The sequence below is a fragment of the Pedococcus sp. P2_F6 genome (assembly GCF_056403675.1).
Window position 1 is genome coordinate 305,426 of record NZ_JBFUEZ010000005.1, and the last position, 12,535, is coordinate 317,960.

The following is a 12,535-nucleotide window of genomic DNA, read 5'->3' on the forward strand; positions in this document are numbered from 1 at the left end:
GGATTCCGGGCACCGATAGCCTGCCGACATGTCAGCCACTCCCCCGACCGGTGACGCCCTCCCGGGCCGGTTCGTCCGCCTCGACGTGATGGCGCCCGGCGACGCGGAAGGCCTGCACGCGGTCTACACCGACCCGGCCGTCTACGACCAGGGCTTCATCATGCGACCGCCCCCGGCCGACCTCGCCGCCACCCGCGCGGACACCGCCGGGAACATCGCGGCACGCGCTGCCGGCCGCACGGCATACACGGTCCGGCTCACAGGCGAGGGTGGGCTCGGCGAGGCCGGCACGATCGTGGGCACCTCCTCGCTCGGCGACGTCGACCTCGCCAACGAGCGGGTGCACCTCGGCTGGACGATGTACGCGTCCCGGTGGTGGGGCACCCAGGTCAACCCCGAGTGCAAGCTGCTGCTGCTGGGACACTCGTTCGACTGCGGGTTCGGTCGGGTCAAGATCCAGACCGACGCGGTCAACCTGCGCTCGCAGGCGGCCATCGCCAAGCTCGGCGCCACCCGTGAGGGCATCCTGCGACGGCACACCAAGCGCGCTGACGGCAGCTTCCGCGACACGGTGGTCTTCAGCGTGCTGGCGCAGGAGTGGCCGTCCGTGCGGGCCGGCCTCGAACGACGACTGGGTATGCCGGGCGGCTAGCTAGCCGGCGGCGTCAGTCAGCTTCGGGCGGTGTCCCGGGACGGACCAGCGGGGCAGCCAGATGGTCAGCACCCCGGTGACGACGACGGCGGCCAGCACTCCCCCGCCGGCGACCCTGGCGTCGTCGATGAAGATGAAGCTCACCGACCCGAGCGCGGCGACCGCGGCCCACAGCCACAGGAGGAACACCGCGCGGCGGTGACCGTGACCGAGCTGGAGCATGCGATGGTGCAGGTGCTGCTTGTCCGGGTGCCACGGTCGCTCGCCGCGCCGGGTCCGGCGGACCACGGCCAGCAGGATGTCGACCAGGGGCAGCAGGATGATCGCCGCGGGGACCACCAGCGGCAACAGGGTCGCCGCGACAGGGTTCGTGCTCACCTGCGCGGGCGTGACGTTTCCGGTGGTGGAGATCGTCGCGGCGGCGAGCAGCAGCCCGAGCAGCAGGGCGCCCGAGTCGCCCATGAAGAGCCGGGCCGGGTGGTAGTTGTGGGGGAGGAACCCGACGCAGCAGCCGATCAGCGCCGCCGAGATGAGGGTCGCCGACGAGAAGACGTTGGGCGGGTCGTAGCTGCGCGAGATGCCGTAGCTGTAGATGAAGAACGCCGCACCCGCGATCACGACGACGCCGGCGGCCAGCCCGTCGAGCCCGTCGATGAAGTTGACCGCGTTCGTGAACAGCACGACGGCAAAGACCGTCAGCCCCACCATGATCGGCTGCGGGAGCACGGTCACGCCGCCGATCGGCAGCTGGTAGAGCAGCACCCCGCTGAAGGCCATGATCCCCGCGGCGATCATCTGGCCGCCCATCTTGGTCAACCAGTCCATCTCACGGATGTCGTCGATCGCGCCGATCACGCAGACTATGCCGGCGCCCACGAGCACCCCCCGGAGCTCTGGCCCCAGCCGGAAGACCTGGCCGAGGAACGGCAGGTGGCTCGCCGCGACCATCGAGGCGGCGAACCCCAGGTAGATCGCCACTCCCCCGAGCCGCGGGATCGGGGTCGAGTGGACATCCCGGTCACGCACCGGCGTGAAGGCGCCCGTCCGCACCGCGACAGCGCGCATCAGCGGCGTCGCGGCATACGTGATCACCGCGGCGACCATCAGGACGAGGAGGTACTCGCGCACCTAGGCGTGTCTCCCAGAGCTCGGGTGGGTCGGGACTCAGCCTCGAGGGTAGGCCGGGAACCTGGTGACGAGGTCCGTGACACTGGCGCGGACCTCCTTGGAGACGGCGTGGTCGGGGTCGGCGTCACCCTCCGTGACGGCCTTGGCGATCAGCTCGGCGATCTCGCGCATCTCGTCGGTGCCCATGCCCTGGGTGGTCACGCACGGCGTGCCGACGCGGATGCCGCTGGCGATGTTGGGCTTCTGCGGGTCGAACGGGATGGCGTTCTTGTTGAGGACGATGCCCGCGGCGTCGGCCCGCGCCTCGGCGTCGGCGCCGGTGACGCCCACACCCTGGAGGTCGTGCAGGCTCAGGTGGGTGTCCGTGCCGCCGGTCGTCGGACGGATCCCCCGCTCACCCAGCGAGGTCGCGAGGACAGAGGCGTTCTCGATGACCTGCTTGGCGTAGGCCTGGTACTCAGGAGTCGCGCACTCCTTGAAGTTGACCGCCTTGGCCGCGATCGTGTGCATCTGGGGGCCGCCCTGCATCATCGGGAAGACGGCCTTGTCGAGCTTGGCCGCGTGCTCCTCCTTGCAGACGAGAGCGCCCGAGCGTGGTCCGCGCAGCACCTTGTGGGTCGTGAAGCTGACGACGTCGGCGTAGGGCACGGGGCTGGGGATCGCCTTGCCTGCGACGAGGCCGATGAAGTGGGCGGCGTCGACCCAGAAGATCGCGCCGATCTCGTCGGCCAGCTTGCGGAAGAACTCGAAGTCGATGAGCCGTGGGATCGCCGACCCGCCGGCGAGGATGACCTTGGGTCGGTGCTCCTTGGCGAGGCGCTCGACCTCGGCGTAGTCGATGTTCTCGGTCTGCTTGTCGACGCCGTAGTGCACGGCATTGAACCACTTGCCGGAGAAGGACACCTTGGTGCCGTGCGTGAGGTGGCCGCCCATCGGCAGGGCCATCGCGAGGATGGTGTCGCCGGGTTGCATGAACGCGCCGTAGACCGCCTGGTTGGCGCTGGCGCCGGAGTGCGCCTGGACGTTGGCGTGGTCGGCGTCGAACAGGGCCTTGCACCGCTCGATCGCGAGGATCTCGGCCTTGTCGACCTCGGAGCAGCCGCCGTAGTAGCGGCGACCCGGGTAGCCCTCGGCGTACTTGTTGGACAGCGTGGAGCCCAGTGCCGTGAGCACCCGGGGGCTCGACATGTTCTCCGACGCGATCAGCTGGAGACCTCCGCGGATGCGGTCGAGCTCGGAAACGAGCACCCCCGCGATCTCGGGATCGAACGACTCGAGGGCACCGAAGTCGGAACCGTAGAAGGTGTCAGCGCTCATGGGTGTCTCCTGGCAGGGGGCTGTCGACGGTGGGATCCGCAGGCAACTCTATTGCCTCGTCGTGTGCGTCCTCGGGGGTGCCCGACGCGTCGTCCTCCGAGGCGTCCTCGGTCTCGAGCACGGCCCTGATCTGCTCGACAGTGATGGCTCCCGCCCTGAGCAGGACGAACTCCTCGCCGGTGCAGTCCAGGATCGTCGACACCTCGGTGCTCGTGGTCGGCCCGCCGTCGAGGTAGACGGTCACGGCCGCACCGAGCTGGGAGGCCGCCGCCGTGACGGTCGTGGCCGCCGGCTGGCCGGTGAGGTTGGCGCTCGTCACCGCCATCGGCCCCACCTCGCTCAGCACTGCGAGCGCGATGTCGTCCTGGGGCATCCGCAGCGCGACGGTGCCGTTGGTCTCGCCCAGGTCCCACATCAGCGAGGACTGGGCCTTGAAGACCAGGGTGAGTGGCCCTGGCCAGAACTCGCGGATCAGGTCGCGCGCCCAGGCCGGCACGTCGGTCGCCAGCCCGTCGACGGTGCGCACGCTGGGCACCAGCACCGGCGGAGGCATCTCGCGACCGCGTCCCTTCGCAGCTAGCAGGGACGCCACCGCCTCGGCCGAGAACGCGTCGGCACCGACGCCGTAGACCGTGTCGGTGGGCAGGACGACGATCTCCCCGGCGCGGACCGCCTCGACCGCCTTGGCGACGCCCTCGACACGGCCTTCTTCGGTGCTGCAGTCATAGACCGGACTCATGCTCGCCAGCCTAGGACCCGTCGCAGGTCAGTACGTCAGGTGGCCGAGGGCAGGGCCCCACGAGCGGCGGCACCATGTCGGGATGAGCAACACCACCTTGCCCCCCACGACGCCCCCGCCGACGACTCCGACCACCGACGAGCTCGCCGAACGGATCTTCGGGGCCCTGCTCGGCACCGCCGACATCATGTCCATCTACCTCGGCGACCGGCTCGGCTGGTACCGCACCCTCGCTGCTGACGGACCGGCCACGGCACCGGACCTCGCCGAACGCACCGGCACCCACCCACGGTACGCGCGCGAGTGGCTGGAGCAGCAGGCCGTGACGGGCCTGCTGGCCCTCGACCGCCCCGACGACGACCCTGACTCCCGCGTCTACTCGATCCCGGCGGCCGCCCAGGAGGTGCTGACGGACGAGAGCAGCCTGAGCTACCTGGCTCCCGTGGCGCGCATGTTCGCGGCCGTGGGTCCGCAGCTCGGCGGGTTGCTCGACGCCTACCGTCACGGCGGTGGGGTGAGCTGGGACCAGCTCGGGACCGATGCCCGTGAGTCCCAGGCCGATGCCAACCGGCCGTGGTACGAGCTGCGGCTCGCTGACGCCCTGGCCGCGGTCCCGTCCGTGCACGATCCCCTGTCGGCTCCCGGGGCAACGATCGCCGATGTCGGCTGCGGGGCCGGCTGGTCCAGCATCGCGCTGGCCAAGGCCTATCCCGGCGCCACGGTCCACGGGTACGACATCGACGCCCCTTCGGTGGCGATGGCCACCGCCAACGCCGCGGAGCAGGGCGTGGCCGACCGGGTCACGTTCACGGCCGGTGACGCCGCAGGTATGCCGGTGGGGCAGTTCACCGCGGCGTTCGCCTTCGAGTGCGTCCACGACATGCCCCGCCCGGTGGAGGTGCTGGCCGCCGCGCGGGCCTCGCTCGCGCCGAACGGCTTCATGGTGGTGATGGACGAGGCAGTCGCCGAGGAGTTCGCGCCGGACGGCGACGAGCTCGAGCGCGTCATGTACGGCTACAGCCTGCTGATCTGCCTGCCCGACGGCATGTCCGGCCACGACAGCGTCGGCACGGGCACGGTGATGCGTCCCTCGACCCTTCGTCGCTATGCCGAGCAGGCCGGCTTCAGCTCCCTCGAGGTGCTGCCGATCGAGGACTTCGGGTTCTGGCGGTTCTACCTGTTGCGCTGACGGCCGTCGGGTCGGACGGGGCTGTCGTTGCGACCCGGGCCGCGGCGCCGGGGTCAGGCCCGGATGGCGGTGGTGGCTCGCGGACGACCGGTCAGGTCGTCGTGGTCGGCCACCTCGGTCCACTCGCCGGTCCGGCGCAGGGCACCCGGCAGCGTGACTCCCTGGCTGTCGGCGTGCTCGATGACCAGCAACCCACCGTGGCGCAGCAGCACAGCCGCGCGCGCCGCCACAGCCAGGGGGATGGCAAGACCGTCCTCGCTGCCGCCATAGAGCGCGAGCTCGGGATCGTGGTCGCGGACCTCGGGATCGAGCGGCACCATGCCGAGCGGGATGTAGGCCGGGTTCGACACGACCACGTCGACCGTCCCCTCCAGCTCGGGGAGGGCCTCGGTGGCGTCGCCCTGACGCAGGTCGACCGCGAGGCCGGAGTCGGCGACGTTGCGCTCGGCCCAGGCGTGCGCCTCGCGACCCAGCTCCACGGCATACACGGTCGCGGCCGGCACCTCGTCGGCGACCGCGAGCGCGATCGCGCCCGAACCGGTGCACAGGTCCACCACCAGCGGCGCCTCCAGTGCGAGTGCGGCGTCGATGGCCAGCCCGGCGACGAACTCGGTCTCGGGCCGCGGCACGAAGACGCCGGGCCCCACGCTGAGCTCGAGCCGGCGGAACCCCGCCCGCCCGGTCAGGTGTTGCAACGGGATCCGTGCACCACGTTCCGCGACCAGACCTGCGTAGCGATCGAGGAAACCGGGATCGGCCTCGTCGAGCATCACCATGCGACGCCTGACCTCCGCGACATCGCTGCCGAGGGCGAACGCGGCCAGGGCGACGGCGTCCGCCTCGGGCGAGGGCACACCCTCCTCGGCGAGCTCAGCCGTGGCCCGCACGACCTCCGATCGCAAGGTCGTCACTGACCGGCGCCCTCGGCGACGGCCGCCATCTGCGCGGCCTCGTCGGCGTCGACGGCGGACTGGACCACTGCCTCGAGGTCGCCGTCGAGCACGGCGTCGAGGTTGTAGGACTTGAAGCCCGTGCGGTGGTCGGACAGCCGGTTCTCGGGGAAGTTGTAGGTGCGGATCCGCTCCGAGCGGTCGACCGTGCGGATCTGGCTCCGTCGGGCCGCACTCGCCTCGGCGTCGGCGGCCTCCTTGGCGACAGCGTGGAGCCGAGCGCGCAGCACCCGCATCGCCGACTCCTTGTTCTGGAGCTGGCTCTTCTCGTTCTGGCAGGACACCACCACCCCCGTCGGCAGGTGGGTGATCCGCACAGCCGAGTCGGTTGTGTTGACCGACTGGCCGCCGGGCCCGGACGAGCGGTAGACGTCGATCTTGAGGTCGTTGGCGTCGATGGTGACCTCGACCTCCTCCGCCTCGGGCATGACCAGGACCCCGGCCGCGGACGTGTGGATCCGGCCCTGGCTCTCCGTGACGGGCACCCGCTGCACGCGGTGCACGCCGCCCTCGTACTTCAGCCTCGCCCAGGGGCCCTCCCCCAGCGCCGGCGTGCCCTTGGCCTTCACCGCCACCTGCACGTCCTTGTAGCCGCCCAGGTCGGACTCGGTCGCGTCGATGACCTCGGTCTTCCACCCGCGCCGCTCAGCGAACCGCAGGTACATCCGCAACAGGTCGCCGGCGAACAGGGCCGACTCCTCGCCACCCTCACCGGCCTTCACCTCGAGGATCACGTCGCGGTCGTCGTCGGGGTCGCGCGGGATGAGCAGCCTGCGGAGGGTGTCCTCGGTCTGGGTGAGACGTGCCTCGAGCCCGGGCACCTCGGCGGCGAAACCCTCGTCCTCCTTGGCGAGCTCGCGCGCAGCCGCCAAGTCGTCGGTCGCAGCATGCCACGCGTGGTATGCCGCGACGGTCGGCGCCAGCGCGGCATACCTCTTGTTCAGCTTGCGGACCAGGTTCTGGTCGCCGAAGACCTCGGGATCCGCCAGCTGCTTCTCGAGGTCGGCATGCTCCTGGACGAGCGCTGCAGCGGACTCCAACATGAGGGCTCCTGAGGTCGTGCGGGTGGTGGTGCCGGGTGGTGGTGCGCGGACGGCGACGTGGCAGGGACGGCGAGGCGGGGAAAGCAATGCGCCGGCCCTGACCCCAGAGGTCAGGACCGGCGCATCGGGAAAGCTACTTGCTCTCGGCAGCAGCCTTCTTGCCGTAGCGGGCCTCGAACCGGGCCACGCGGCCACCGGTGTCGAGGATCTTCTGCTTGCCGGTGTAGAACGGGTGGCACTGCGAGCACACCTCGGCGCGGATCTGGCCGGAGGTCGCGGTGCTGCGAGTGGTGAACGTGGACCCACAGGTACAGGTGACCGTGGTCTCGACGTACTCGGGGTGGATGTCCTTCTGCAAAACGTGCTCCTTGAGTCATGTGGCCGGGTCGGCTGGGCGGGTTGCCCTGGACGTGTCCATGCCGTGAACCGGTCAGCAGTCAAGTGTGCCAGAGAGCGGCGCACATCTCCTAAACGGTGGACAGGGTGCCGACATTCCCCGTCGGCAGGGCCACCCGGATGACGGTGCCCTCGCCCTCGACCGAGTCGATGGACAGCTCGCCACCGTGGCCCTCGACGATGGCCCGCACGATTGCCAGCCCCAGACCCGTGCCGGGGATCGCGGCGGCTGTGGCGTTCGAGGCGCGGAAGAAGCGGCCGAACAGCTGCGGCAGGTCCCCCTCGGGGATGCCGATGCCGGTGTCGGCCACCGTGACGACGACGCGACCGTTGGCTTCCGCTGCGCCGATGGTTGCCTGCCCGCCGGACCTGGTGAACTTGACCGCGTTCGACCCGAGGTTGATGAGGCTGCGCTCCAGCTGACCCCGGTCGACCCGGATCAGGAGCTGGGGGTCGATGGGTTCGACGACCAGCGTGACGCCGGCCGCGTCGGCCACGGGGCGCAGCATGTCGGCGACGTCCGCCACCAGCTCGTCCACGGCGACTTCCTCGACCGAGGACTGCAACCCGGTGGCCTCGATCTTGTTGAGCACGAGGAGGTCCTCGATGAGGCCGCGCAACCTGCTGGCGTTGCGTCCGATGATGTCGAGGGCACCACGTTGTGCCGTGGAGAGGTCGCCGAAGTCACCGTCCTCGAGGAGCTCGAGGTAGCCGTTGATGGAGGTCAGCGGCGTCCGCAGCTCGTGGGACACGGTGGCCATGAAGTCGGTCTTCTGCCGGTCGAGTGCGGTGAGCTGGTCGACCTGCGCCTCGCGCATCTCGCGCAGCCGAAGGTCGACGATGGACTGGGCGACGTAGCCCGCACACTGCTGGACTGCCTGGATCTCGTAGCGGCGCCAGCGCCTCGGGGTGTCGACCGTCATCAGGGACAACACGCCCAGGCCCTGCTCGCCGATGCCCACGGGCACCATGAGGAGCGACTTGGCGCCGGTGGCGCGGTAGAACCGCCCGGCGCGGTCCTGTGTCTGGACCTCTGCGTGGAGGAAGTCCGAGAGGACGAACACGGTGGCTTCGCGGCGCAGCTCGTCCCCGACTTCCTTGACCTCGCCGGCGAGGGATGGTGGCAGCGCCCCGAGGTCGGGCAGGTCGTCACGGTGCCACTGGGTCCGCTGGTCGATCACCCCCGACTCGTCGTGGGTGTAGAGCATGATCCGGTCGACGGACAGGCCCTGCCCGAGCATCGCGCAGACGGTGTGCAGGGCGGAGTCGATGTCCGGCGCCCCGTGCACCACCCGGGCGACGTCGAGCACCAGCTGGTGGGCGAGCAGGACGACCGACTGCTGCTCCTGGAGCACCTGGTTGGAGCGGGTCAGTCCGTTGAAGTCGGCAGCCAGTCCGCGAACTTCCGCGGCGCCGGTTTCGACGTCGGCCAGGGCGTCGCGGTCACCGTCACGCTGGCGCTCGACGACCGATCGCAACCGCTCCAGCGGGCCGCTGACCGATCGCTCCAGCAGCCGCCACCCACCGAGCACGATGGCCATGGCCAGCACCATGGTGCCGGCCGCGATCGCCACGATCCTCTGGACCGAGTCCCGCGCGCCCTCCCGAGCCGCGTCCCGCTCGAGTCGGATTTCCTCGTGCAGACCCCGGTTGCTGGCGCGGAACTGCCGGAACCGGTCGATCGCGTCGGCCTCGAGGACGCTGCGCGCCGACGGGGTGCCCTGCGCGCCGACCTCGGCTGCCCGCGCCGCCTTGAACCACGCGTCGACGGCAGCGCGCTGAGTGCCCAGCAACGCGGCATACGTCGAGCGGGTCTCGGCGCGGATCGTCGGGGACCTCAGGGCGCGCTCGATGGTGGCGAGGTCCGCGGAGACCGGCTCGCGCTTGAGGTCGTAGCGCGTCAGCGGGGCGGAGCCGCCGATCAGCTGGCTCCACCCGGCGTTGGCCTCGGTCATCTCGATGAGGACGGCGTTGTTGGCGTCGAAGGCGGGGCCGTAGGACAGCGTCAGCGCCTGGACGTCGCGACTCTGGCTGGTGATGTTCGAGAGCGACGCGATCGCGACGATGGGGAACAACAGGACCAGCGAGAGCCCGAGGACCCTGAGCTGTCGGGAGACCGAACGGCTGCCGAGCTTGGTCACTCGCCCGCCTCGCCGAAGCCGGTGCGGGTCATCACACCCCACACCTGCTTCTTGCGCCGCAAGCTCGCCCACCAGCCCTCGAGGCGCCACCACACGGTGAGCTGGCGGTAGCCGACGTTCTCCAGCACCGACGCGACCAGGGTGAGCCCGAGGTCGCGCCACCGTTCGTGACGGTGGAACGACCACTCCTCGGCGGCCATGGCCGACAGCGTCACGAGGACCGCGAGACCGTAGGCCAGCGCGAGGAACAGCAGCGCGTAGGGGATGTTGACCACGCCGAGGACCAGCGCGAGCGGCACGATGATGATGCCAAAGAACTCCAGCAGCGGGGCGAAGAGCTCGAAGACCCAGTAGTAGGGCAACGCGATCAGGCCGACCTTGCCGTAGCGGGGCCGCAGCAGCATGCCGCGGTAGGCCCACAGGGTCTCCCACAGCCCGCGGTGCCAGCGTCGCCGTTGGTTGCGCAGCACCGAGAAGGTCGAGGGGACCTCGGTCCACAGGACCGGCTCCGGGACGAACCCGACGCGGTAGTCGCGTTTCTCGTCGTGCAGCTTGCGGTGGATGCGCAGGACCAGCTCGAAGTCCTCACCGATGCTGTCGGGGTCGAGCCCACCGACCTCGACGACGACGTCGCGGCGGAACAGGCCGAACGCCCCGCTGATCAGGATGAGGGCCCCGAAACGCGACCACCCGGTCCGGCCGAGCAGGAACGCGCGGAGGTACTCGACCACCTGGATGCGGGCCAGCCACGGCTTCGGCATCTGGACCTTGACGATGCGCCCGGAGACGACCCGACTGCCGTTGACGGGCCGGATGGCACCCCCGGCCGCCACCATGCGGATCGGGTCGTCGGCGAATGGCTGCGTCACCCGGAGCAGGGCGTCGGGCTCGAGGATGGAGTCGGCGTCGATCATGGCGACGAGTGGTTCGGTGGCCGCGTTGAGGGCCACGTTGATCGCCTCGGACCGGCCGGAGTTCTCCTTGCGCACCACGAGCAGCCGGGTCCGACCGTCACGGGGCACGTGCACGTCGATGATCCGCGCCCGGATCGGGACGTCCTGCGGGATCTCGCGCGGGATGGGGACCAGGTCGAAGGCCGCGCGCAGTCGCTCGAAGGTCGCGTCGGAGCTGCCGTCGTCGACGACGACCACCTCGTGCCGGGGATAGCGCAGTGAGAGCAGCGCCTGCACCGAGGTCACGATGCCCATCTCCTCGTTGTGGGCCGGCACGAGGAGTGAGACCCCCGGGGTCAGCGCACCACCGAAGGTCTCGACCACGGCCTCGCGACGGCGGTGCTGGGCCCGGAAGTCGATGCTGGCCAGGACGATCAGCAGGAGGTAGGAGAGGTTGATGACCGCGAAGTAGACAAGGATCGGCACCGAGCTGAAGTCCATCACCCAGACCACCGCGGCCCGGAGGCCGTCGACGGAGCCCTCCCAGCTCACGCCGCGCTCCCCTTCAGGCGGGCCAGGGCCAGTGCCGTCTCGACAGACGCGTTGGTCGGCGCCGACTCGAGCACGGCACGCCCGGCCGGGCCCAGGGCAAGGAGCGAGGTGGCCGCCATCTCGGCCAACCGCGGATCCGGGTCGCCCAGCAGCTCGCCCAGACCGTCGACGGCAGAGGGTTCGCCGAGCTCACCCAAGGCCGCGGCGCAAGCCCGACGCAGTGATCGTGGCCGGTCCGCTGCGGTCTGGCGCAGGAGCCCCGCCACGTCCTCGGCCCGGCCCATCCGTCCGAGGGCGACCGCCGCCGCCTCACGCACGGTGTGGTCGTCGTCGCTCGCCAGGGCGACGCGCAGCGCGTCCAGGGACCGCGAGAAGCTGCCCTCCCCGCTGAGGTATGCCGCGACCGTGCGAGTGGTCGGGCTGCTCGCCGACAGGGCGTTCACCAGCGATCCGGAGATGCCGACCCCCATTCCTTCGAGGGCGTCAGCAGCGGGCCCGGCCGGGACCACGCGCTCGGCCCCGACGGCCACGAGCAGGGCGGCCGACGCCGTCGGCTCGCCGAGCCGGCCCAGGGCCCTGGTCGCGGCGACGCGGACCTCTGGCGCGGGGTCGCCGAGCGCCTGGACGAGCAGCGGCAGCGCCGTGCCCACATGGCACAGGCCGAGGATGTGCGCCGCCCGTGCCCGACGCAGGGTGCTGCGGTCGCGCAGGTCGTGGGGTGCGCGGTCCACGGCGCCATGGACGAGGAGCACCGACGCCAGCTCCTCTGCCGGGACCCCGCGCACCTTGCCCAGGAGCTCGAGGACGACGTCATCCACTGCCTCGCGGGCGGGACCGTCCACCTCCATGAGGGCGTCACGATGGCTCCCGTCATCGTCCTCACCGGAGGCGACAGCGAGCAGGTGCGCACGATGGGGTGCGACGAGCTCAGCGGTGCGTCGCTCGCGGACGGTGCGCGACACCTTGGTGAGCACGATGAGCAGCACCAGGGCAAGACAGGCCAGCAGGACCAGAGCTGAGGAGGCCCACAGCAGGTCGTGCCGGGTCACCGGACGCGCGCCAGGATCCCGTTGACCCGGTGCAACAGCTCTCGTGGACTGAATGGCTTGATGACGTAGTCGTCGGCGCCGACGGCGAAGCCGGTGTCGACGTCGCTGTCTCGCGACTTCGCGCTGAGCAACAGGACCGGGACGGTGGCGGCACCGCTGTCCCGGATCTTGCGCAGGACGTCGATGCCCGAGAGGCCGGGCATCATCACGTCGAGGATGACGAGCGCCGGCGCCTCGGCCTGGAACGCCTCCCAGGCGCTCAGTCCGTCGGGAACAGCCTGCACGGCATAACCGGCTTGGGTGAGTTTGAACTCGACGAGATCGCGAATATCCGGGTCGTCGTCAGCGACGAGCACTCGGATTGCCTCTGCCGCGGTCACTGCCATTCCCTTCGGTCGTCGTGCAGTTGGTGGTGCGCGTACCCATGCTAGGCCGTGAGACACGCAACTGGGGTCCGACACCACCTGGTGGCGGACCCCAGCCCGT

12 protein-coding genes are annotated in these 12,535 nt (G+C 70.5%); 2 read left to right on the top strand and 10 right to left on the bottom strand.

The window, feature by feature from the left end; translation table 11 throughout:
• The first annotated feature begins 28 nt into the window (after positions 1-28).
• Positions 29-652 (top strand): GNAT family N-acetyltransferase, encoded by a 624-nt coding sequence (locus tag AC1DWP_RS16600; RefSeq protein ID WP_477615584.1) that lies wholly within the window; start codon positions 29-31, stop codon positions 650-652.
• Here AC1DWP_RS16600 and AC1DWP_RS16605 read toward each other — a convergent pair whose 3' ends face one another.
• Genes AC1DWP_RS16605 through AC1DWP_RS16615 form a run of 3 tightly spaced genes read right to left on the bottom strand, consistent with a single transcriptional unit; the run spans position 653 to position 3,836 of the window.
• Complete coding sequence (locus AC1DWP_RS16605) at positions 653-1,780, bottom strand: MraY family glycosyltransferase (protein ID WP_477615585.1); 1,128 nt, start codon at positions 1,778-1,780, stop codon at positions 653-655.
• A 36-nt stretch (positions 1,781-1,816) separates the two neighbouring features.
• Positions 1,817-3,097: a serine hydroxymethyltransferase gene (locus AC1DWP_RS16610; RefSeq protein ID WP_477615586.1), complete on the bottom strand. Its 1,281-nt coding sequence runs from the start codon at positions 3,095-3,097 to the stop codon at positions 1,817-1,819.
• The gene (locus tag AC1DWP_RS16615; RefSeq protein WP_477615587.1) at positions 3,087-3,836 is read right to left on the bottom strand and encodes an L-threonylcarbamoyladenylate synthase; all 750 of its coding nucleotides are present in this window, start codon (positions 3,834-3,836) and stop codon (positions 3,087-3,089) included. The genes AC1DWP_RS16610 and AC1DWP_RS16615 overlap by 11 nt, the downstream gene beginning before the upstream one ends.
• 82 nt (positions 3,837-3,918) lie before the next feature.
• Here AC1DWP_RS16615 and AC1DWP_RS16620 point away from each other — a divergent pair, with 82 nt between their 5' ends.
• Positions 3,919-5,025 (top strand): class I SAM-dependent methyltransferase, encoded by a 1,107-nt coding sequence (locus AC1DWP_RS16620; RefSeq protein WP_477615588.1) that lies wholly within the window; start codon positions 3,919-3,921, stop codon positions 5,023-5,025.
• Positions 5,026-5,078: 53 nt separating this feature from the next.
• Here the strand turns inward: AC1DWP_RS16620 and prmC are convergent, their stop codons facing one another.
• The 7 genes from prmC to AC1DWP_RS16655 all read right to left on the bottom strand — a co-directional run bounded on the left by prmC (position 5,079) and on the right by AC1DWP_RS16655 (position 12,429).
• A complete protein-coding gene (prmC, locus tag AC1DWP_RS16625; protein ID WP_477615589.1) occupies positions 5,079-5,936 on the bottom strand; it encodes a peptide chain release factor N(5)-glutamine methyltransferase in 858 nt (285 codons plus the stop codon).
• On the bottom strand, positions 5,933-7,018 hold the full coding sequence (gene prfA, locus AC1DWP_RS16630) for a peptide chain release factor 1 (RefSeq protein WP_477615590.1): 1,086 nt from the start codon (positions 7,016-7,018) through the stop codon (positions 5,933-5,935). Before prfA ends, prmC begins: the two co-directional genes overlap by 4 nt.
• Positions 7,019-7,151: 133 nt before the next feature.
• A complete protein-coding gene (gene rpmE / locus AC1DWP_RS16635) occupies positions 7,152-7,376 on the bottom strand; it encodes a 50S ribosomal protein L31 (protein WP_179420590.1) in 225 nt (74 codons plus the stop codon).
• A 109-nt stretch (positions 7,377-7,485) separates the two neighbouring features.
• On the bottom strand, positions 7,486-9,555 hold the full coding sequence (locus tag AC1DWP_RS16640) for an ATP-binding protein (protein WP_477615591.1): 2,070 nt from the start codon (positions 9,553-9,555) through the stop codon (positions 7,486-7,488).
• Positions 9,552-11,000 (bottom strand): glycosyltransferase family 2 protein, encoded by a 1,449-nt coding sequence (locus AC1DWP_RS16645; protein ID WP_477615592.1) that lies wholly within the window; start codon positions 10,998-11,000, stop codon positions 9,552-9,554. The genes AC1DWP_RS16640 and AC1DWP_RS16645 overlap by 4 nt, the downstream gene beginning before the upstream one ends.
• The gene (locus AC1DWP_RS16650) at positions 10,997-12,049 is read right to left on the bottom strand and encodes a HEAT repeat domain-containing protein (protein WP_477615593.1); all 1,053 of its coding nucleotides are present in this window, start codon (positions 12,047-12,049) and stop codon (positions 10,997-10,999) included. The genes AC1DWP_RS16645 and AC1DWP_RS16650 overlap by 4 nt, the downstream gene beginning before the upstream one ends.
• Entirely contained in the window at positions 12,046-12,429 is a 384-nt protein-coding gene (locus AC1DWP_RS16655; protein WP_477615594.1) for a response regulator transcription factor, read from the bottom strand. Before AC1DWP_RS16655 ends, AC1DWP_RS16650 begins: the two co-directional genes overlap by 4 nt.
• Positions 12,430-12,535 lie beyond the last annotated feature (106 nt).